This window comes from Microbacterium sp. NPDC056234, from assembly GCF_042267585.1.
Taxonomy (GTDB): domain Bacteria; phylum Actinomycetota; class Actinomycetes; order Actinomycetales; family Microbacteriaceae; genus Microbacterium.
On sequence record NZ_JBHJTE010000002.1, the window covers coordinates 363,263 to 383,242 of the forward strand.

The 19,980-nt window shown below is 67.9% G+C and carries 23 protein-coding genes and 2 tRNA genes; 11 read left to right on the forward strand and 14 right to left on the reverse strand.

The window, feature by feature from the left end:
- Nucleotides 1-3: 3 nt before the first annotated feature.
- Nucleotides 4-1,704: a long-chain-fatty-acid--CoA ligase gene (locus ACFCYE_RS07590; protein ID WP_376177668.1), complete on the reverse strand. Its 1,701-nt coding sequence runs from the start codon at nucleotides 1,702-1,704 to the stop codon at nucleotides 4-6.
- Between the two features lie 66 nt (nucleotides 1,705-1,770).
- On the opposite strand from ACFCYE_RS07590, the gene gatC reads away from it, so the two are divergent.
- Genes gatC through ACFCYE_RS07620 form a run of 6 tightly spaced genes read left to right on the forward strand, consistent with a single transcriptional unit; the run spans nucleotide 1,771 to nucleotide 7,337 of the window.
- Entirely contained in the window at nucleotides 1,771-2,070 is a 300-nt protein-coding gene (gatC, locus tag ACFCYE_RS07595; protein WP_376177670.1) for an Asp-tRNA(Asn)/Glu-tRNA(Gln) amidotransferase subunit GatC, read from the forward strand.
- Complete coding sequence (gatA, locus tag ACFCYE_RS07600) at nucleotides 2,067-3,584, forward strand: Asp-tRNA(Asn)/Glu-tRNA(Gln) amidotransferase subunit GatA (RefSeq protein WP_376177671.1); 1,518 nt, start codon at nucleotides 2,067-2,069, stop codon at nucleotides 3,582-3,584. The genes gatC and gatA overlap by 4 nt, the downstream gene beginning before the upstream one ends.
- Nucleotides 3,584-5,098 (forward strand): Asp-tRNA(Asn)/Glu-tRNA(Gln) amidotransferase subunit GatB, encoded by a 1,515-nt coding sequence (gene gatB, locus ACFCYE_RS07605; protein WP_376177672.1) that lies wholly within the window; start codon nucleotides 3,584-3,586, stop codon nucleotides 5,096-5,098. The genes gatA and gatB overlap by 1 nt, the downstream gene beginning before the upstream one ends.
- 59 nt (nucleotides 5,099-5,157) lie before the next feature.
- Nucleotides 5,158-6,414, forward strand: a complete 1,257-nt coding sequence (gene dinB, locus ACFCYE_RS07610; protein ID WP_376177674.1) for a DNA polymerase IV — start codon at nucleotides 5,158-5,160, stop codon at nucleotides 6,412-6,414.
- A 37-nt stretch (nucleotides 6,415-6,451) separates the two neighbouring features.
- Nucleotides 6,452-6,769, forward strand: coding sequence for a hypothetical protein (locus tag ACFCYE_RS07615; protein WP_376177675.1), 318 nt, complete (start codon nucleotides 6,452-6,454; stop codon nucleotides 6,767-6,769).
- Entirely contained in the window at nucleotides 6,753-7,337 is a 585-nt protein-coding gene (locus tag ACFCYE_RS07620) for a hypothetical protein (protein WP_376177677.1), read from the forward strand. Before ACFCYE_RS07615 ends, ACFCYE_RS07620 begins: the two co-directional genes overlap by 17 nt.
- A 15-nt stretch (nucleotides 7,338-7,352) precedes the next feature.
- On the opposite strand, the gene ACFCYE_RS07625 is transcribed toward ACFCYE_RS07620, so the two are convergent.
- From ACFCYE_RS07625 to ACFCYE_RS07665, 9 genes are all read right to left on the reverse strand, one after another.
- On the reverse strand, nucleotides 7,353-7,850 hold the full coding sequence (locus tag ACFCYE_RS07625) for a DUF2017 family protein (RefSeq protein ID WP_376177678.1): 498 nt from the start codon (nucleotides 7,848-7,850) through the stop codon (nucleotides 7,353-7,355).
- The gene (clpS, locus tag ACFCYE_RS07630) at nucleotides 7,847-8,143 is read right to left on the reverse strand and encodes an ATP-dependent Clp protease adapter ClpS (RefSeq protein WP_376177679.1); all 297 of its coding nucleotides are present in this window, start codon (nucleotides 8,141-8,143) and stop codon (nucleotides 7,847-7,849) included. The genes ACFCYE_RS07625 and clpS overlap by 4 nt, the downstream gene beginning before the upstream one ends.
- The gene (locus ACFCYE_RS07635; RefSeq protein ID WP_376177680.1) at nucleotides 8,140-8,487 is read right to left on the reverse strand and encodes a metallopeptidase family protein; all 348 of its coding nucleotides are present in this window, start codon (nucleotides 8,485-8,487) and stop codon (nucleotides 8,140-8,142) included. Before ACFCYE_RS07635 ends, clpS begins: the two co-directional genes overlap by 4 nt.
- Before the next feature lie 41 nt (nucleotides 8,488-8,528).
- On the reverse strand, nucleotides 8,529-9,155 hold the full coding sequence (locus tag ACFCYE_RS07640) for a LysE family transporter (protein ID WP_376177681.1): 627 nt from the start codon (nucleotides 9,153-9,155) through the stop codon (nucleotides 8,529-8,531).
- 57 nt (nucleotides 9,156-9,212) lie between these two features.
- A complete protein-coding gene (locus ACFCYE_RS07645; protein ID WP_376177682.1) occupies nucleotides 9,213-10,256 on the reverse strand; it encodes an NAD(P)-dependent alcohol dehydrogenase in 1,044 nt (347 codons plus the stop codon).
- 106 nt (nucleotides 10,257-10,362) lie between these two features.
- Nucleotides 10,363-10,438, reverse strand: a tRNA-His gene (locus tag ACFCYE_RS07650).
- 69 nt (nucleotides 10,439-10,507) lie between these two features.
- A complete protein-coding gene (orn, locus tag ACFCYE_RS07655) occupies nucleotides 10,508-11,134 on the reverse strand; it encodes an oligoribonuclease (protein WP_376177683.1) in 627 nt (208 codons plus the stop codon).
- Between the two features lie 28 nt (nucleotides 11,135-11,162).
- Nucleotides 11,163-11,237 (reverse strand) — tRNA-Arg (locus ACFCYE_RS07660).
- 174 nt (nucleotides 11,238-11,411) lie between these two features.
- Nucleotides 11,412-11,684 (reverse strand): hypothetical protein, encoded by a 273-nt coding sequence (locus ACFCYE_RS07665; protein ID WP_376177685.1) that lies wholly within the window; start codon nucleotides 11,682-11,684, stop codon nucleotides 11,412-11,414.
- Nucleotides 11,685-11,900: 216 nt separating this feature from the next.
- Here ACFCYE_RS07665 and ACFCYE_RS07670 point away from each other — a divergent pair, with 216 nt between their 5' ends.
- The 4 genes from ACFCYE_RS07670 (at nucleotide 11,901) to ACFCYE_RS07685 (ending at nucleotide 15,206) form a co-directional block, all read left to right on the forward strand.
- Nucleotides 11,901-12,416 (forward strand): single-stranded DNA-binding protein, encoded by a 516-nt coding sequence (locus ACFCYE_RS07670; protein ID WP_376177686.1) that lies wholly within the window; start codon nucleotides 11,901-11,903, stop codon nucleotides 12,414-12,416.
- 43 nt (nucleotides 12,417-12,459) lie between these two features.
- Nucleotides 12,460-12,972, forward strand: a complete 513-nt coding sequence (locus tag ACFCYE_RS07675) for a DUF6993 domain-containing protein (protein WP_376177688.1) — start codon at nucleotides 12,460-12,462, stop codon at nucleotides 12,970-12,972.
- Between the two features lie 73 nt (nucleotides 12,973-13,045).
- On the forward strand, nucleotides 13,046-14,725 hold the full coding sequence (gene ettA / locus ACFCYE_RS07680; protein ID WP_376177689.1) for an energy-dependent translational throttle protein EttA: 1,680 nt from the start codon (nucleotides 13,046-13,048) through the stop codon (nucleotides 14,723-14,725).
- Nucleotides 14,726-14,738: 13 nt separating this feature from the next.
- Nucleotides 14,739-15,206, forward strand: a complete 468-nt coding sequence (locus ACFCYE_RS07685) for an acyl-CoA thioesterase (protein ID WP_376178148.1) — start codon at nucleotides 14,739-14,741, stop codon at nucleotides 15,204-15,206.
- A 19-nt stretch (nucleotides 15,207-15,225) separates the two neighbouring features.
- Here ACFCYE_RS07685 and ACFCYE_RS07690 read toward each other — a convergent pair whose 3' ends face one another.
- A complete protein-coding gene (locus tag ACFCYE_RS07690; RefSeq protein WP_376177690.1) occupies nucleotides 15,226-16,122 on the reverse strand; it encodes an acyl-CoA thioesterase in 897 nt (298 codons plus the stop codon).
- Nucleotides 16,123-16,170: 48 nt separating this feature from the next.
- Between ACFCYE_RS07690 and ACFCYE_RS07695 the strand changes: the two genes are divergently transcribed.
- Nucleotides 16,171-16,836, forward strand: coding sequence for a hypothetical protein (locus ACFCYE_RS07695; RefSeq protein WP_376177691.1), 666 nt, complete (start codon nucleotides 16,171-16,173; stop codon nucleotides 16,834-16,836).
- Here ACFCYE_RS07695 and ACFCYE_RS07700 read toward each other — a convergent pair.
- From ACFCYE_RS07700 to ACFCYE_RS07710, 3 genes are read right to left on the reverse strand one after another with little or no spacing between them, the layout of a single operon-like run.
- Nucleotides 16,833-18,497, reverse strand: a complete 1,665-nt coding sequence (locus tag ACFCYE_RS07700) for an FAD-binding dehydrogenase (RefSeq protein ID WP_376177693.1) — start codon at nucleotides 18,495-18,497, stop codon at nucleotides 16,833-16,835. The two genes, ACFCYE_RS07695 and ACFCYE_RS07700, sit on opposite strands and share 4 nt — an antisense overlap.
- Nucleotides 18,497-18,940: a globin gene (locus ACFCYE_RS07705; protein ID WP_376177695.1), complete on the reverse strand. Its 444-nt coding sequence runs from the start codon at nucleotides 18,938-18,940 to the stop codon at nucleotides 18,497-18,499. The genes ACFCYE_RS07700 and ACFCYE_RS07705 overlap by 1 nt, the downstream gene beginning before the upstream one ends.
- On the reverse strand, nucleotides 18,937-19,947 hold the full coding sequence (locus ACFCYE_RS07710; RefSeq protein WP_376178149.1) for a mechanosensitive ion channel family protein: 1,011 nt from the start codon (nucleotides 19,945-19,947) through the stop codon (nucleotides 18,937-18,939). Before ACFCYE_RS07710 ends, ACFCYE_RS07705 begins: the two co-directional genes overlap by 4 nt.
- Nucleotides 19,948-19,980 lie beyond the last annotated feature (33 nt).

Here is a 19,980-nt window from a genome sequence, read left to right on the forward strand (position 1 = left end):
CGGTCAGGACCCGCTGGTCAGGGCGAGAAGCTTCTCTTTCACCTGGCGACGCAGCACCTTGCCGATGAGGGACTTGGGCAGCTCGTCGACGACGAACACGCGCCGCGGCACCTTGTACGGCGTCAGGATGCCGCGGGCGAACTCGCGGATCGCCTCGACATCCACGTCGCTGTCGCCGTCCACGACGATGGCGGCGACGACTTCCTCGCCGGAGTGATCGCTGGGCAGGCCGACGACCGCGGCATCCGACACCAGCGGATGCTGGCGCAGAGCGTTCTCGACCTCCGTGGGCGCCACATTGAAGCCGCCGGTGATGATCAGCTCCTTGATGCGATCGACGATGCGGACGAATCCGGCGTCGTCGATCGTGACGATGTCGCCGGTGCGGTACCAGCCGTCGACGAAGACCTCCTCGGTGGCTTCCGGCTTCCCGTAGTAACCCGAGAACACCTGCGGGCCGCGGACGACGAGTTCGCCGGCCGAACCCGGTTCGACGTCCTTCGTCGGCTCGTCCGGGTCGACCACACGGCATTCCGTCCCAGGGAGCGGGAGCCCGACCGTGCCGGGGACACGGTTGTCGGCCACCGGGTTCGCCATCAGGACCGGCGAGCATTCGCTGAGGCCGTATCCCTCGACCAGGTAGCCTCCGGTCGCCTCCTCGAACGGCACCACCAGTTCGTGCGGCAGCGCCATCGCCCCGGAGATCGCGACCTCGATGCCGCGCAGCGACACCCCCTTCGCCTTCGCCGCGCTGAGGAGACGGTCGGCGATCGGCGGCACGAGCGGCAGGAACGTCGCCGGGTGCTTCTTGATCACGTCCAGCACGAGGTCGGGGTCGAACTTCGGGAACAGCACGAGACGGGCCCCCATCGACATCGCGAAGGTCAGGCAGAGCGTCAGCCCGTACGCGTGGAACATGGGCAGCACGGCGTACACCACGCAGCCCTTGCCGCGCTGGATGGACGGTGTCCAGGCCTGCGACTGCGCAGCGTTGGCGAGAAGGTTGCGGTGCGTGAGCGCCGCGCCCTTCGGCGTGCCCGTCGTGCCGGAGGTGTACTGGATGATCGCCAGGTCGTCCGTCTGCGGCTTGGGGTGGGATGCGGGCAGCGGAACGGTCGAGACCACGCGCTCCCACGGCACGGTCCCGCGGACCTTCTCGGTCAGCGCCTCGCGCGACTCGCGCGCCTTCGCGATCGGCAGCCTCAGAGCGAGCTGCGTGAGTCGCGGCATCCCCTTGGTGACATCGACCGAGATCAGCGTCGACACGGCCAGATCGGCCGGGAACTCCTGAACGGTTCCGACGACCTTGTTCCAGACGATGGCGTGTGCGGCGCCGTGGTCCTCGAACTGCTTGCGCAGCTCACGCGGTGTGTAGAGCGGATTGTGTTCGACGACGACGGCGCCCAGGCGCAGGACGGCGTAGAAGGCGACGATGTGCTGCGGACAGTTCGGCAGAACGATCGCCACCGGGTCTCCGGCCTTCACCCCCAGCTCGCGCAGGCCGGCGGCGGCGCGATCGATCGCCTGCTGGAGCTCGGCATACGTCGTCTCGCGGCCGAAGAACTGCAGGGCAGGGGCATCCGGGTAGTCGCGCGCCGAGGCCGCGACGATGTCGATGAGGGAGCCCTGCACCGGTACGAGGTCCTCGGGGACGCCGGCGGCATAGCTGGCGACCCAGGGACGAGGAGGATCGAACGTCGTCATGCGCAACAGCCTATTGCGGCGCGGGAGCGTCACAGGGGATCGGCCGCCGCGAACTAGACTGGACGGGTGTCTGAAATCACCCCCGAACTCGTACGCCATCTCGGCGTGCTCGCGCGCATCCAGCTGAACGACGACGAGGTGACGCGGCTCACGGGCCAGCTCGATGCCATCGTCGACAACATCGCGAAGGTCTCAGAGGTCGCGACCCCCGACGTCGCGGCGACGAGCCACCCGATTCCGCTCGCGAACGTCTTCCGCCCCGACGTGGTCGGACAGACGCTGACGCACGAGCAGGTGCTGCAGAACGCACCGGATGCCGCCGACGGACGCTTCCGCGTCACCGCGATCCTGGGAGAAGAGCAGTGAGCGACATCATCCGCTGGACCGCCGCTGAGCTCGCGGACAAGCTGACCGCCGGCGAGGTCTCCAGTCGCGAGGCCACGCAGGCGCACCTCGACCGCATCGCGGCCGTCGACGGCGACGTGCACGCGTTCCTGCATGTGAACGACGGCGCTCTGGCGGCCGCGGACGCGATCGACGCAGCACGTGCGGCGGGGGAGCAGCTGCACCCGCTCGCCGGCGTCCCGCTGGCGATCAAGGATGTCCTCGTCACGACCGACCAGCCCACCACGAGCGGATCGAAGATCCTCGAGGGCTACCTCTCGCCCTATGACGCCACGGTCGTCGCCCGCTCGCGCGCCGCAGGCCTCATCCCGTTGGGCAAGACCAACATGGACGAGTTCGCGATGGGCTCCTCCACCGAGCACTCCGCGTACGGCCCGACCCGCAACCCGTGGGACCTCGATCGGATCCCCGGCGGCTCCGGCGGAGGCTCCGCGGCGGCCGTCGCCGCCTTCGAGGCTCCGCTCGCGCTCGGCTCGGACACCGGCGGTTCGATCCGTCAGCCCGCCCACGTCACCGGAACGGTCGGTATCAAGCCCACCTACGGCGGCGTGAGCCGCTACGGTGCGATCGCCCTGGCGTCGAGCCTCGACCAGGTCGGCCCCGTCACGCGGACGGTTCTGGATGCCGGCCTGCTGCACGACGTCATCGGCGGGCACGACCCGAAGGACTCCACGTCGCTCACCGACGCCTGGCCGTCGTTCGCCGAGGCCGCTCGTGAGGGCGCACGCGGTGACGCGCTCAAGGGACTCAAGGTCGGCGTGATCAAGGAACTGCCCGACTCCGGCTTCCAGCCAGGCGTCGCGGCCTCCTTCCGCGAGTCGCTCGCGCTGCTCGAGTCGCACGGGGCCGAGATCGTCGAGATCTCCACGCCGCACTTCGAGTACGGCGTCGCGGCCTATTACCTGATCCTGCCGGCCGAGGCGTCCAGCAACCTGGCCAAATTCGACTCTGTCCGCTTCGGATTGCGCGTGACGCCCGAGGGGGGCGCGACCGTCGAGGACGTCATGTCCGCGACCCGCGAGGCCGGCTTCGGCGACGAGGTGAAGCGCCGCATCATCCTCGGCACCTACGCGCTGTCCGCCGGCTATTACGACGCGTACTACGGGAGCGCGCAGAAGGTGCGCACGCTCATCCAGCAGGACTTCGCGAACGCGTTCGCCGACGTCGACGTCATCGCGACGCCCTCGGCGCCGACGACCGCGTTCAGGATCGGTGAGCGCATCGACGACCCGCTGCAGATGTACCTGAACGACGTCACCACGATCCCCGCGAACCTCGCCGGCGTCCCGGGGATCTCGATCCCCTCCGGACTGGCGGCCGAAGACGGCCTGCCCGTCGGCATCCAGTTCCTGGCACCCGCGCACGAGGACGCCCGTCTGTACCGTGTGGGCGCCGCGTTGGAGACGCTGCTCGTCGATTCGTGGGGTGCACCGCTGCTGACCCGGGCCCCCGAGCTCGCTGGAGGGAACCGCTGATGGCCGCTGCCAAGCTGATGGACTTCGACAAGGCGCTCGAGCTGTTCGAGCCCGTGCTCGGCTTCGAGGTGCACGTCGAGCTCAACACCGAGACCAAGATGTTCTCGGACGCGCCGAACCCGGCGAACGAGAAGTACCACGCCGCCGAGCCGAACACACTCATCGCGCCGGTGGATCTGGGTCTTCCCGGTTCGCTTCCGGTCGTGAACGCCACGGCGATCCGCTCCTCGATCAGCCTGGGCCTGGCCCTCGGATGCTCGATCGCCGAGTCCAGCCGCTTCGCGCGGAAGAACTACTTCTACCCGGACCTCGGCAAGAACTACCAGATCTCGCAATACGACGAGCCGATCGCGTTCGAGGGCTCGGTCGAGGTGGAGCTCGAGGACGGCACGATCGTCACGGTTCCGATCGAGCGCGCGCATATGGAGGAGGATGCCGGAAAGCTGACGCACATGGGCGGAGCGACCGGACGGATCCAGGGAGCGGAGTACTCGCTCGTCGACTACAACCGTGCGGGCGTCCCGCTCGTCGAGATCGTCACGAAGCCGATCTTCGGCGCTGAGCACCGCGCACCGGAGATCGCGAAGGCGTACGTCGCGGCGATCCGCGACATCGTCCGAGGGCTCGGCATCTCCGAGGCGCGTCTGGAGCGCGGAAACCTGCGCTGCGATGCCAACGTCTCCCTGCGTCCGCGAGGTCAGGAGAAGCTCGGTACGCGCACGGAGACGAAGAACGTCAATTCGATGCGCTCGGTCGAGCGGGCCGTCCGCTACGAGATCCAGCGCCAGGCGGCGATCCTCGCCGACGGTGGAACGATCACGCAGGAGACGCGCCACTGGCACGAAGACACCGGGACGACCTCGCCTGGTCGCCCCAAGTCCGATGCCGATGACTACCGGTACTTCCCGGAGCCCGATCTGCTGCCCGTGCAGCCGACCGCGGAGCTGATCGAGGAACTGCGCGCGGCGCTGCCGGAGCAGCCCGTCGCCCGTCGCCGCCGTCTGATGACCGAATGGGGTTTCACCGACCTGGAGTTCCAGGACGTCCACAACGGTGGACTGCTGGAGGTCGTCGAGGCCACGATCGCGGCCGGTGCCGCACCTGCCGCCGCGCGGAAGTGGTGGACAGGCGAGATCTCGCGTCTCGCGAACGCTGCGGACAAGGATGCTGCGGAGCTGATCAGCCCGGAGAACGTCGCCGCACTGCAGAAACTCGTGGACGCAGGCACCCTCACCGACAAGCTCGCGCGTCAGGTGCTCGAAGGCGTCATCGCGGGGGAGGGCACGCCGCAGGAGGTCGTCGACTCCCGTGGCCTGGCCGTCGTCTCGGACGATGGCGCGCTGATCGCCGCGATCGATGACGCCCTGGCCTCGCAGCCGGACGTCATGGCGAAGATCAAGGACGGCAAGGTGCAGGCTGCCGGTGCTGTCATCGGTGCCGTCATGAAGGCCATGAAGGGTCAGGCGGATGCGGCGCGCGTGCGCGAGCTCATCCTGGAGCGCGCCGCACAGTGACGTCCTCTCGATGACGTCCGCAGGCGCTCGATGTCGGTGGTCTCGGCGAGAATGGGTTCATGGGGCGCGGTGATGGTTCGGGCCGCATCGTCTCACCCGAGGGTGCCGACGATGCGGGCACGCGCATCCTGCACGTCGACATGGACGCGTTCTACGCGGCCGTCGCCGTCCTCGATGATCCGTCCCTCCGAGGCCTGCCGCTGATCATCGGCGCCCCGGACGGCCGCTCCGTGGTCTCCAGTGCCTCCTACGAGGCCCGCCGATACGGTGTCCGCGCGGCCATGCCGGTGTCCCAGGCGCTGCGTCTGTGTCCCGGTGCGCGTATCGTGCTGCCGGACTTCGCGCGGTATCAGGAGATATCACGCCACGTCATGGCGATCTTCGAGTCCTTCACGCCGCTGGTCGAGCCGCTGTCGGTCGATGAGGCGTTCCTGGATGTCCGTGGCGTGCGTCGGCTCTGGGGGAGTCCCGGACGCATCGCGCAGCTGGTCCGCGAGCGCGTGTTCGCCGAGGTCGGCATCACCTGCAGTGTCGGGGTGGCGGCGACCAAGCATGTCGCGAAGATGGCATCCACGTTGTCGAAGCCCGACGGTTTTCTCATCGTCGCGGCGGCGGACACGCTGGACTTCCTCGGTCCGCGTCCCGTGCGCTCGATGTGGGGCGTCGGTCCCAAGGCGGCGGAAGCGCTGGAGGCCCGGGGCATCCGGCTCATCCGCGATATCCGCGAGTCGTCTCAGGATGCTCTCGATCGCGCGGTGGGGCCGGCGCTGGGCCATCGCCTGTCCGAGCTCGCGCGCGGGGAGGACCCGCGCGGAGTCGAAACCGAACGGGTCGAGAAGAGCGTGGGTCATGAGGAGACGTTCGAGGTCGACGTCACCGACCGCGAGATGCTGCGCTCCGAGCTGCTGCGGCTGTCGGATCGTGTTGCGGCGCGGCTGAGGCGCGCCGAGTGGGAGACGCGCACGGTGGCGATCAAGATCCGGTTCGATGACTTCACCACACTCAGCCGTTCGCAGACGCTGCCCGAACCGACGGCGGTCGGTCAGCGCATCGGCACGGCCGCCCAGGAGCTTTTCGAGCAGATCGATCGCCGCAGCCCGGTGCGGTTGGTCGGCGTGCGGGCGGAAAAGCTCCAGCACGCCGGAGGCGGCGCCTTCGCGCTGTGGGACGACGACGAGGACTGGCGCCGCGTCGAGGGTGCGCTCGACAGTGCTCACGCGCGTTTCGGCAACGGAACCATCACTCGTGCACGGCATCTGGGGCGCGGCGACGGACGAGGAGCACCGAGGCATCCCAAGGCGCACGGAGTGGATTGACGGCGCGGAGCGCGGCCGAGTGGACTAGCGTTGACGCATGCCGAACATCGCAGTGGAACTTGGGAAGCAGGTCGCCGACCTCGGCGTGAAGAGCGCTTACGGTGAGCCGCAGGACGTCGATGGCGTGAGCATCACGCCCGTCGCTCTGACGGTGTCGACCTTCGGCGGCGGGACCGCCGACGGCGGCGAGGGCGGGGCAGGATGCGGTGTGTCGATCCCGCTCGGCGTGTATGTGCGGCGCGAAGAGGGATTGCGCTTCGAGCCGAACCTCGTCCCGCTGATCGCCGTGGCGATTCCCTTCGTCTGGGTCACCGCACGTGCGCTCGCGCGTGTCATCCGTGCACTCAGGAAGTAGCGCCGACCCGGTCACAGCAGCCCTGGACGCCGCGGCGACGCGGATCGTCGACGCGGTCTCCGGCGTGTCCGCCGCGAACCCGGTCGTGCTGATCGACGGTCGCAGCGGAGCGGGCAAGACGACGCTCGCGCGGCTCGTGGCCGAGCGATGGCCGGTGGCCGGGCGTGCGCAGCTCATCGCGATGGACTCGCTCTATCCGGGCTGGGACGGGCTGGATGCCGGAGTCCAGCGCGCTCTGGACGGCATCCTCCGTCCCCATGGGCGTGGCCGCATCGGAACCTGGCATCGCTGGGACTGGGAGCAGGGCGCGGACGCTGAGAGCCACGCCGTGGATCCGGCGCTCGGTGTGATCCTGGAGGGATGCGGCACGATCACCCCCCAGACGGCCAGGATCGCGGATGTGCTGGTGTGGGTGGAATCTCCGGATGCCGCGCGCAAGCACCGAGCGCTTCGGCGCGACGGCGATGCGTTCCGTCCGCATTGGGAGCGGTGGGCCGCGCAGGAGCAGGTCCACCTCGACCGCGACGATCCACGCGGGCTCGCGACCGTGCAGGTGCAGATCCCGTGATCGGGGCCCAGTGCGTCAGCCGAGTGCGTCGGCCGACTGGATCAGTCCTTCGAGCCGGTAGCCGAGCCAGTCGTACACGCCGCGGCGGGGGTCTTCTTCGTCCATGCTGTCCTCGTCGATGATGCCCAGTCGAGTCGCGAGAACCAGCCGGAGAGCAGTGAGCGTACGCAGCCAGGCGTCGACCTCGGCCGTCGGGATCAGGATCGGCCGGGCGGCGAGCGACTCCTGCTCGTCGAGCACATCGTGCGTCTCGTCGAATCCGGACAGGGCGGCTCGGACGACGGCGGCCTCGGCGATCCGCCGATCGAGCAGATCATCGCGCGCCGCCGTCGAGAATGCTCGAGACGCCTCGGCATCCTCCGGGTACGGATCCGGCGTGAGTCGTGCTATCGCCGGATCTCCGATGCCCTCGGACGCATCCGCGGTGAGCATGTCCTGGAACTCGTCCAGCAGATGCGCGAGATGAACACCCTCGATCGCGGCGAGTTCGAGTCGGACGGAGGTGGGACTCATTGGGGAGCCTTCCGGACGGTGGCCCACAGCCCGTGGTCGTGCATGGCCTGAGCATGCACCTCCATGGTCTCGCGTGGCCCGGTGGCGACGATCGCGTGCCCCTCATGGTGCACCGCGAGCATCAGCTGGGTGGCGCGATCGAGTGAATAGCCGAAGTACGTGCGGAACACGCGGACGACATAGCTCATGAGGTTGACCGGGTCGTTCCACACCACGACCTGCCATGGTTCCAGCGGCGCTGCCGACAGATCGAGGTGCTCGTCGACCGCGGGCGTGGAGATCGGGGTGCTCATGCCCACCCCAGCTCGTGCAGTTGCGAGTCGTCGATCCCGTAGAAGTGCGCGATCTCGTGGACGAGGGTCGTGTGGATCTCGTCGCGCAGCTCATCCTCGGTGTCGCACTGATCCAGGTGCGGCTCTCGGTACACGATGATGCGATCCGGCAGCTCTCCCAGGCCGTACTGGCCGCGTTCGGTGAGGGCGAGGCCGTCGTAGAGCCCGAGCAGATCGAGGCTGCCGTCCTCCGGGCGGTCCTCGACGACGAAGACGACATTGTCGAGTCCGTCCACCATGTCATCGGGCAGCAGATCCAGCTCGTCGACGACGAGCTTCTCGAAGGCCACGGCATCCATTTCCATCGCCTTCCACCCTAGGGCGCCGATGAGCGTCTCGGATGCACTCAGTGCACGAACAGCAGCAGCGCGGCGACGGCGAGGAACAGGGCACCGAAGACGATGTTGAGGGTGCGCTGCCCCCGGGGCGTGCGCGTGAGCCGCCGGAACGGCTTCGCGGCGGCGGCGAAGAAGAACCACATCACGGCGACGTCGACGATCACGACCGTGGTGATCAGGATCAGATACTGGGGGAGGGCCGGCTGGTCGAGACGGATGAACTGGGGAATGAACGCCAGGAAGAAGATGACCGCCTTCGGATTCAACAGGTTCACCCAGAATCCTCGGCGCACCATCGACAGACGGCTCTCCGGCAGACGCACGGTGTCGAAATCGTCGTTCGTGGAGATCGGCTTCGTCAGCATCATCCGGATGCCGAGGAACACCAGGTACGCGGCGCCCGCGTACCGCACGATGTCGAAGAGCAACGGAGATCGAGCGACGAGCAGGCCGACGCCCGCGGCGACGATGATGACGTGCACGATCAGAGCCAGCTGCTGCCCGATCACGCCCCAGACGGCACGGCGCCAGCCCTCGGTGAGCGCGTTGGACATCGTGTTGATGGCGCCGGCGCCCGGCGTGAAGCTGATGACGACCGACGCTGCGAGGAGGGAGAGCCAGACGGTCAGCGACACCAGGTGATTCTACGGCGCCGGCCCGACTCAGATCGAACCGGGCAGCGGGCCGACCGCTCAGACGTGCGGGGTGACGACCGCGCGTCCGCTGAGCTTCCCGTCGTGCAGATCGTGGTAGGCCTGGAGTGCCTCATCCATCGAGTAGGTCTTCACCTGCGGGGTGACCTTGCCCGCGCGGTAGAGGTCGACCACTTCGAACAGCTCCTCGATCGTGCCCCAGTAGGTGTTGGTGAGTTCCGCCTCGTAGGGGTTCGAGTAGAAGTTCCAGTCGACGGGACCGCCGGCGACGCCGACGACGGTGATGCGCCCACGACGTGCGATGACCTGCTGGGCGAGTCTGATCGTGGGAGTGATGCCGACGAAGTCGAAGACGGCGTCGACACCCTGCCCGCCGGTGGCTTCGCGGATGCGATCCGCCTGGCCATCGCCGCCCTCGACGGTCACGGCGCCGGCCTTTTCGGCCTCGGCCATGGCCTCGGGCTTCGTGTCGGTCGCGTAGACGGTCGCGCCGGTGATCGCCGTGAGGATCTGCACGGCGATCTGGCCGAGCCCGCCCAGGCCGATCACCAGTGCGGACTTTCCACCGCCCTGGAGCTTCGGGAGCGCGAGCTTGATGGCGTGGTAGGGCGTCAGGCCGGCGTCGGACAGCGGCGCGGCGATGACAGGGTCGGCATCTCCGAGCGGCACGAGATTGCGCGCGGGAACGGTCATGTACTCTGCCATGCCGCCGTCTCGTCCGAGTCCGGTGGCCAGATACGGCTGAGTCGCGGCGTTGTAGCAGTACGTGTCCTGCCCTCGCGAGCACGCGGGACAGTGGCCGCAGCCTATCGGGCCATAAGACAGGAAGGCATCGCCGATCGCCAGCCCTGTGACGCCCTCGCCGAGCTCCTCGATCCAACCGGAATTCTCATGGCCGAGTGTGTAGCTCGGCGCCAACTGCTCGCCCATGCTCGCGTCGAATTGCTCGAAGACGGCGACATCGGAGTGGCAGGCGCCGGCTCCCGCGATCTTGAGGAGGACCTCACCCGGCCCCGGCGTCGGGCGAGGCACGTCTTCGATGGTCGGGAACGTCTTCCAAGCGGTGAACCGGACGGCTTTCACAATGCACTCCTCTTCATCGGCGGACGCGTGTGATGATCCTACCGAGGACGGGAAACGAGAGCGAGGTGTTCACGGCCGGATGGACCGACCGCGAACACCTCGCTGTTGGGGTGGCTAACGGGGCTTGAACCCGCGACCCCCGCGACCACAACGCGGTGCTCTACCAACTGAGCTATAGCCACCATGTGCCCGCTGTGAGCAGGCAACCAGACGATTCTAATACACGTCTGAGGGTGCGAATGACATCGGCGTCAGATGTCTGCGGCGAACGTCGAGACCGTGGCGGTCGCGATGTCGCGGGCTTCATCGCTCGTGGGCCCTGGCTCTGCGACGAAGACCGCCTGGCGGTAATAGCGCAGTTCCCGGATCGACTCGAGGATGTCGGCGAGCGCGCGATGTCCTCCGTCTTTCGCCGGAGCCTGGAAGAAGACACGCGGATACCAGCGCCGTGACAGCTCTTTGATGCTCGACACGTCGACGTTGCGGTAATGCAGCCACTGATCGATCTGCGGCATGTACTTGGCGAGGAACATGCGATCCGTGCCGATGGTGTTGCCGGCGAGGGGAGCCTTGCGCTCGAGGGGGACGAAGCGCTTGATGTAGGCCAGCGTCTGCGCCTGAGCGTCTTCGAGGCTGACACCCGTGGGAATCTCGTCGATCAGACCGGAAGAGCGGTGCATGTTCGTGACGAAGTCGTTCATGTTCGCCAAGGCGGCATCGCTCGGCCTGATCACGATCTGAAAGCCGGAATCGAGCGGTCTCAGCTCGAAATCGGTGATGACGACGGCGATCTCGACGAGCTCGTCGATCTGAAGATCGAGTCCCGTCATCTCGCAGTCGATCCAGACGAGTCGATCGTTCTCAGACGCAGTTGCCATATAGGCATCCTAATGAGCGCACGGACATTGGCCCCTCAGGCAGGATTCGAACCTGCGACCGGCGACTTAGAAGATCGATGCTCTTCCGCTGAGCTACTGAGGGTCGTCTACAAGAGTACCGACATCGCACCGACCCTCGCGTCGCGCCCATGCGCAACCCGTCGCGGTTGATCATCGGTGGTGGTCGCCCGGATGCGTTTCCACGAGTGCCTGGGCGCGCCGACCGCACGTCCGATCTCGAATCGCTTCTTCGAGCCCGGCCGCCGTGCGCAGCTGATCACCTCAGATAGCGCAGCGTCTGCACGGCTTCATCAACCGTCCAGAATTCGCCGATCAGGCGAAACGCCCCGGATGCGAGGTGAAGGCGTTCGGCCCGGTATCGCAACCCGAGCGGCTCTGCGGCGATGCGGAGGTGGCCGAGGATGCGTCCGGCGCCATCCTGCACGCGCCACAGATGATCGCCCGCTCGGATGAGGTTCTCGCGGCTGGAGGACAGTTTCGGGGTTGCGTACGGGATGTCGGGAACGGCGGTGATCGTGTGAGTGTGCATCGGTATCTCCTCTCGTTATCGAACATATGACCGACCACCGACATTGCGCCCTTCCGGTGGAGCCGCCGCGGGAGCACTCGTCCTGCACACGCGAGTGGGGTGGACGAGTTCTCCACCGATCCCGTCGAACCGGGGCGAACCGTTGTGCGCAGGCCGTTGCGTTCGGGGCACGCTGTTCGACAGCCGGGCGAGTCCCGGGAACGCGAGGAGAATGCGTTGAACGACACCATCACCATCATGGGATTCATCGGGAACGATCCGGGCGGCAACACCACGGCGAGCGGTGTGCCCGTGGTGAACTTCCGGGTCGGCAGCAGCCAGAGCCGATACGACGCGAAGACTCAGACATGGATCGACACAGGGACCAACTGGTACAACGTGTCGGCCTATCGGCAGCTCGCCGTGCAGGCGCGGGCCTCGCTGCAGAAGGGGCATCCGGTAATCGTGACGGGGCGGCTTCGCGCCCGCGACTGGGACAACGGCACCGCACGCGGCACCAGCCTGGACATCGACGCGGAAGCCATCGGGCACGATCTGCGCTGGGGGACCAGCGCCTTCGTCCGCAACCGGCCGGCGGCCACCCGTGCATCCAGCGGCGACGCAGTGGAGTCCATGCCCGAGGAAGGCGACCCGGCATCGGAATCGGATCTCGACGACGTGCCTGTTCGGGAGGGGGATGCGGAGGAGGTCGACCCTGCCTGGGGGCTCGAACCGACCCACAGCGCCGCTTGACGTCACTCGGGGGGTCGGCGATGCATGCCCCTAGACTCGAGCTGTGCCTCGCCGACCTGCCGCTCTCGCAGCGCGCGCCTTCGCGTTCTCTGCTGCAGCACTTCTCGCGCTCCCGCTCGCGGCCTGCTTCCCGCAGCCCACGGAGCCCGTGACGCCGCCGACGTCGGCCTCAGCTGCTCCGGCGCCCGAGTCGACGGGGGAGGCGAGCGAGCCCGACGCACCCGTTCTCACGCCCGACGGCACAGCGGCCGACAACCTGCCTCTGTTCGCTGCGGTGACGGCGCAGGTGTGGGCGTCCGAGCAGCGCGCGCTGGGGCGTGCCTACGTCGACGCGTTGGTCGCCGCAGGCTTCGACAGGACAGCCATGCAGGTGACCGCGGATGAGACGACGGTGGGCAATCCTGTCGAGAGCCTGCAGTTCTCTGTCCGCTGGGGTGAGGCGGAGTGCTTGGTCGGACAGGTGGGTCCGTCGACGGGGGATCCGGTGACGACCGTGACGGACCAGCTCGCCGAAGGGCGCTGCCTGATCGGCACGACGCGTCCGATCGATTGGTGACCGGAAACCGCACAGCGCTCAGCCGGTAGGCTGGAGTGTCGATTCACGACGCCAACAGAAGGAGCGGTTTTCCGTGGCAGAGTACATCTACTCGATGGTCCGTGCACGCAAGGCGGTGGGCGACAAGCTCATCCTCGATGACGTCACGATGGCGTTCCTCCCCGGCGCGAAGATCGGCATGGTCGGCCCGAACGGTGCAGGTAAGTCGACGATCCTCAAGATCATGGCGGGGCTCGACACTCCGTCCAACGGTGAGGCCAAGCTCAGCCCGGGGTTCTCCGTCGGCATCCTCATGCAGGAGCCCGAACTGGATGAGTCGAAGACGGTCCTCGAGAACATCCAGGACGGCATCGCGATCAAGGCGAAGGTCGACCGCTTCAACGAGATCTCGGCGCAGATGGCCGACCCCGATGCGGATTTCGACTCTCTCCTCGCCGAGATGGGCACACTGCAGGAGGAGATCGACGCCGCGGACGGCTGGGACCTCGACTCGCAGCTCGAGCAGGCCATGGATGCTCTGCGCACTCCGCCGGCGGACGCCGAGATCGCACCTCTCTCGGGTGGTGAGCGCCGCCGCGTCGCTCTGGCGAAGCTGCTGCTGCAGAAGCCCGACCTGCTCCTGCTCGACGAGCCGACCAACCACCTCGACGCCGAGAGCGTGCTCTGGCTCGAGCAGCACCTGCAGGCCTACAAGGGCGCCGTCATCGCGATCACGCACGACCGGTACTTCCTGGACCACGTCGCCGAGTGGATCGCCGAGGTCGACCGCGGACGCCTGATCGGCTACGAGGGCAACTACTCGACCTACCTCGAGAAGAAGGGCGAGCGCCTCGAGATCCAGGGCAAGAAGGACGCGAAGCTCGCCAAGCGTCTGAAGGAAGAGCTCGAGTGGGTCCGCTCCAGCGCGAAGGGCCGCCAGACCAAGTCGAAGGCGCGTCTGGCCCGCTACGAGGAGATGGCCACGGAGGCCGAGCGCACCAGGAAGCTCGACTTCGAGGAGATCCAGATCCCCGCAGGCCCGCGTCTGGGCAGCGTCGTGATCGAGGCGAAGAAGCTGCAGAAGGGCTTCGGTGACCGCACCCTCATCGACGGTCTCAGCTTCAGCCTGCCGCCGAACGGCATCGTCGGCGTCATCGGCCCCAACGGCGTCGGAAAGACCACACTGTTCAAGACCATCGTCGGCCTCGAGCCGCTCAACGGCGGTGACCTCAAGGTCGGCGAGACGGTCAAGATCAGCTACGTCGACCAGTCCCGCGCGAGCATCGACCCGAACAAGACCCTGTGGGAGGTCGTCTCGGACGGCCTGGACATCATCACGGTCGGCAAGACCGAGATCCCGTCGCGTGCCTACGTGTCGAAGTTCGGTTTCAAGGGACCGGACCAGCAGAAGAAGGCCGGAGTCCTCTCCGGTGGCGAGCGCAACCGACTGAACCTCGCCCTGACGCTCAAGGAGGGCGGCAACCTGCTGCTGCTCGACGAGCCGACCAACGACCTCGACGTCGAGACCCTGAGCTCGCTCGAGAACGCGCTGCTGGAGTTCCCCGGATGCGCCGTGGTCATCACGCACGACCGGTGGTTCCTCGACCGCATCGCCACGCACATCCTCGCGTACGAGGGCACGGACGAGAACCCGGCGAAGTGGTACTGGTTCGAGGGCAACTTCGAGGCGTACGAGGCGAACAAGATCGAGCGCCTCGGCCCGGATGCCGCGCGCCCGCACCGCACGACCCACCGCAAGCTCACGCGTGACTGATCCCGGCCGGAGCATGCGGCTGCACATCCCCATCCACCTCCGGTGGGGCGATCTCGACGCGTTCAACCACGTGAACAACACGTCGATGCTGAAGCTTCTCGAGGAGGCGCGCGTGCGCGCCTTCTGGAAGCCGGGTCCGGGCGAACAGGCACCAGCCACGGCGGTGCTGGACTCCGGGATCGAGCAGGGAGTGCTCACGCTCATCGCACGACAGGAGATCGAGTACCTCGCGCCGGTGCCGTACCAGCGGCATCCGCTCGAAGTGCAGATGTGGTTCGGTCGACTCGGCGGATCGAGCGTCGAGGTCTGCTACGAGGTCCACAACGACCCCGCGTCAGCGGAGCGCGTGATCTACGCGCGCTCCACCGCGGTGATCGTCCTCGTGGACGCGCAGACCGGCCGTCCGACGCGCCTCACGCCGGAGATGCGAACCGCGTGGGAGCCGTACACCGGCGAATCGATCGTCTACGCGCACCGCTGACCCGAAACGCTGACGCCGGTCAGTTCGCGGCGCCACCTTCTGGCACGCGGATCATGATCTCCTGCGCGACGCTCGCCACGAGCGCGCCGTCCCGCGTGTAGATGCGCCCGGACGCGAGCCCGCGTCCGCCACGGGCGTTCGGCGACTCCTGGACGTAGAGCAGCCACTCGTCCGCGCGCGCGGGACGGTGCCACCACATGGCATGGTCGAGACTCGCGACCTTGAGTCCGGTGAGCGCCCAGGACACTCCGTGCGCTCGGAGGATCGACTCCTGGATCGTCATGTCGCTGAGGTACGCCAGCGCGGCCCGGTGCAGACGCTCATCGTCCGGCATCTGCGACCGGATGCGCATCCAGACCGCCTGGTGCGGGCGCCGCTCGCCCTCGACCGTGAGATAGAGCGGCCCTTCGACGTGGCGGACATCGGCCGGGCGGTCGCGCAGCATCCGCATCGACAGCGGATGCACGCCGGCGACGAGCTCTTCATCCGGCGCGACGTCCTCAGGGGCGGGGATGCCGCCGGGCATCGCTTCCGCGTGCTCCACGCCAGGGCTCTCGTCCTGGAAGGACGCGATCATGGAGAAGATCGGCACACCGTTCTGGTACGCCTGCGAACGCCGCGTCGAGAACGACCGGCCATCGTGGATCCGATCGACGGCGATCGTCAATCCCTGAGACGCGTCGCCCGGCCGCAGGAAGTAGCCGTGCATCGAGTGCACCGCGCGCTCCGGCGGCATGGTCCGCTCTGCCGCGATCAGGGACTGCGCCAGCACCTGCCCGCCGTAGATGCGGCCGGTGGGCATCGCGTGGGAACGACCAGTGAAGATGTCCTCCGTCGTGCGCGCCGAACTCTCGTCCAGATCGAGCACGTCCAGCAGCAGGTCGACGGATGCCTCGGCGCGCGCGTCTTCGCTCATGACGGTCCTTCCCGCGGCCCGACGCCGCACCTCGGTAGTCTAGAGCGCGTGCCTCCCCGCCTCGTGCTCGCCGATCCCGAAACCGCCAGAGACGTCCTGACCTTCGTCGGTCGCGCCACCCGCATCTCCGACGAGGGTGTGCGGCTGCAGGCTCGCAGCGGTGTCCTCGCGCTCACGACCGCCGTGCTCGCCCCGCACGGACTGTTCGACCAGACGCCCACGGTTCTCGCGATGCGGATCGTCAGCGCCGACCCGGAACTCGAGTGCGACCTGGTGGTGTCCTCCCTGGCCGCGACCGACGACGATCGGATGCTGGAGCTGCCGGAGACCGCTCTGTCGCCGTCCTGGGCGGGCATCGCTCCGCCGCGAGGCGATTGGGAGCGCGAGGCATCGCTCACGGCATCCGGCATCGCGCAGCGTGCGCAGTGGGGCATCAGCGCCGTCGCGCATGGGACGACACCCGGTGCAGGGGAGGAGGCGGTCCGCGCACTGCGGGCGGCGATCTGGGGCGAACCGGACCCCGATCTCGGCGGCCTGCCCCGAGGGATGGCTTTCGCCGCGGACGCTCTCGGCTTCATCTCCGGCGAAGAGGAGATCCCCGTGATGCGCTCGGGGCGATGGACGAGGATCGCCTTCCGACGCGGGCATGTGCTGGCCCGCGGACCCGTGGCCTCCGGCCTGACCCCGATTCGCGCAACAGGTACCGCGGTCTAGACGCTCCGCCCGGCGGCGCGGCCGGCCTGGCGGCCGGAGAACAGGCATCCGCCGAGGAACGTCCCCTCCAAGGCGCGATAGCCGTGCACCCCGCCGCCGCCGAATCCGCTCGCCTCACCGGCGGCGTACAGGCCGGTGATGGGTGAGCCGTCGGCACCGAGCGCCCGCCCGTCGAGATCGGTCTGGATGCCGCCCAGCGACTTGCGGGTCAGGACGTGCAGCTTCACGGCGATCAACGGACCGGCCGCCGGATCCTGCAACCGGTGCGGGGCGGCGGTGCGGATGAGCTTGTCGCCGCGATAGGAGCGCATCGAGCGCAGCATCCCGATCTGCGCGTCCTTGGTGAAGTCGTTGTCGATCTCGCGGTCACGGGCGACGATCTCCCGTCGGACGTGCGCGAGATCGAGCAGATCGCCGTCGGGCGCTCGACGAAGCTGCTCGAGCAGCGTTTCGAGGTCGTTCTCGACGATGAAGTCCTCGCCCTCATCCAGAAACGCCTGCACGGGGCCGGTCGGGCCCTTGGCGAGCCGGGATTTCAGGAGCAGCGGCACGTCCTTACCGGTCAGATCGGGGTTCTGCTCGCTGCCGGAGAGCGCGAACTCCTTCTCCACGATCTGGCGCGTCGTGATGAACCACGAATGGTCGTGCCCCGTCTTCCGCAGGTGCGCGAGCGTGCCGAGCGTGTCGAACCCGGGGAACAGCGGAACGGGCAGCCGCTTCCCCGTGGCGTCGAGCCACAGTGACGACGGGCCCGGCAGGATGCGGATGCCGTGGCCGGGCCAGACCGGGTCCCAGTTCGTGATGCCCTCGACGTAGTGCCACATCCGGTCGCCGTTGATCAGGTGCGCACCGGCGGCAGCCGACACGGCGTGCATGGATCCGTCGACGTAGGCGGGTACCCCGGAGAGCATGTGCGATGGCGGTTCCCCCAGCCGCGCCGGCCACGCAGCGCGCACGAGGTCGTGGTTGCCGCCGATGCCTCCGGAGGCGACGATCGTGGCGCCGGCCGCGATCTCGAACGTTCCGATGACGTCACGGCTGCTCGCCACGCCACGTGGCTCAGAGGTGGGCTCGAGGATGTCTCCACGCGCGCCGGTGACCGCACCGCCCGACACGACGAGCTCGCTCACACGGTGTCGAGGAAGGATCGTCAGGGTCCCGGCATCCTCGGCCGCACGGACGGCCGTGGTGAAGGGGCCGACGATCCCGGGGCCCGTGCCCCAGGTGATGTGGAATCGGGGGACCGAGTTGCCGGGGCCGAGTGCGCCGTAGCCACCGCGCTCCGCCCAGCCGACCACGGGGAAGAATCCGACGCCTTTCTCGCGCAGCCAGGCGCGCTTCTCACCTGCGGCGAACGCCAGATACGCTTCGGCCCATTTCTTCGGCCACGCGTCCTCCGGCCGGTCGAAGCCGGCATTGCCGAACCAGTCCTGCGTGGCGAGCTCGAGCGAGTCCTTGATCCCCATGCGGCGCTGCTCGGGGGAGTCGACGAAGAAGAGGCCTCCGAACGACCACCACGCCTGCCCACCCACGTTCGAGAGCGGCTCCTGATCGATCAGGACGACGCGCGCTCCTGCGGCAGCGGCCTCCGAGGCGGCGACCAGACCGGCCAGCCCCCATCCGATCACCAGGACGTCTGCGGACAGGGGCGTGGTCGTCATCAGTTCTCCGTCGAATCCTGACTGCGGGTCTCGAGCGTCGGTCGTCCGGCCGGTGCGGCGCCGATGCCGGACGACTCGAATGTGTTCACCATGGCATAAGCGGCGCGCTCCAGATAGTCCCAGAGCGTGGATTCGTGCAGAGGCGACAACTGCACCTCATCCACGGCGAGGCGCATGCAGCGCAACCAACGATCTCTGGCATCGGGATCCACATGGAACGCGACGTGGCGCATGCGCAGTCGCGGATGCCCTCGTGTGTCGCCGTACGTGGTCGGTCCGCCCCAGTACTGCGCGAGGAAGAGGGTCAGGCGCTCGGCCGCCGGGCCGAGGTCCTCCTCGGGGTACATCGGCTTCAGCACAGGGTCGATGGCGACCTCGCGGTAGAACGCCCCTACCAGTTTCTCGAACGTCGGCATGCCGCCGACCTCGTCGTAGAACGTCACTTCTTCTCGCCTTCCCGGCCGGTCGTTCCGTCTGATCCGCCGGACTTCTTGCGTCGCCAGATGCCTCGTTCGGCGACCGGTGGCACTCCGGTCACCGCGTTCGGACGCGTCCGAGGGGGATTGGCGCCGCGGACGCGTCGCGCGCCGTCGAGCCCGGTCGGGGTCACCGTCGTCATGCTCGGCACGCCGATCTCGAGCGCGTCGAGGCTCTTCTTCAGCCGCGCGCGCAGCTCCTGCGCGACATCGTCCTTGGCATTGGCGCGCGTCTTCATCACGACGCGGACGACGAGAGCATCTCCGGTGATCGACTCCAGGCCCCAGATCTCGGGGCGCTCGACGATCCTGGTGCGCCACTTCGGGTCTTTGGCGAGCTCCTGCGCGGTCTCCAGCATCGCCTTCTCGACGGCCTCGAGGTCGGCATCCGGTGCGACACCGAGGTCGATGATCGCGCGCGCCCACCCCTGCGACATGTTGCCGATGCGGGTGACCTCGCCGTTGCGGACGTACCAGAGCGTGCCGTTGACATCGCGCACCTGCGTGATGCGCACGCTGACGTACTCGACGACTCCCGAAGCGAGTCCGAGGTCGACCACGTCGCCGATGCCGATCTGGTCCTCGGCGACGATGAACAGGCCGTTGAGGACGTCCTTGACGATGTTCTGCGCCCCGAAGCCGAGCCCGGCACCGAGCGCGGCGGTGAGCAGAGTGAGCGAGCCGATGAGATCAGGCGAGATGACGGAGACGATCATCAGCAGCGCGATGATCGTCACCGCGACGTTGATGATGTTCTGCAGGATCGAGCCGAGTGTGCGGGTGCGCTGCACGAGCCGCATGTCCGCCAACGGCGAGCGCTCGAGCGCCTGCGTGTCATCGACGTTCGCCTTGGATTTCGCGCTGTCGACGATGCGGCTGACGACACGGTGGACGACGAACCGGAGAGCGAGGCCGATGAGCAGCGCGACCACCACGATGATGCCGACGCCGAGCGCCTTCTCACCGATCGGCATCAGAAACGCGAGGAAGGCGCTCCAGGCGTCTGA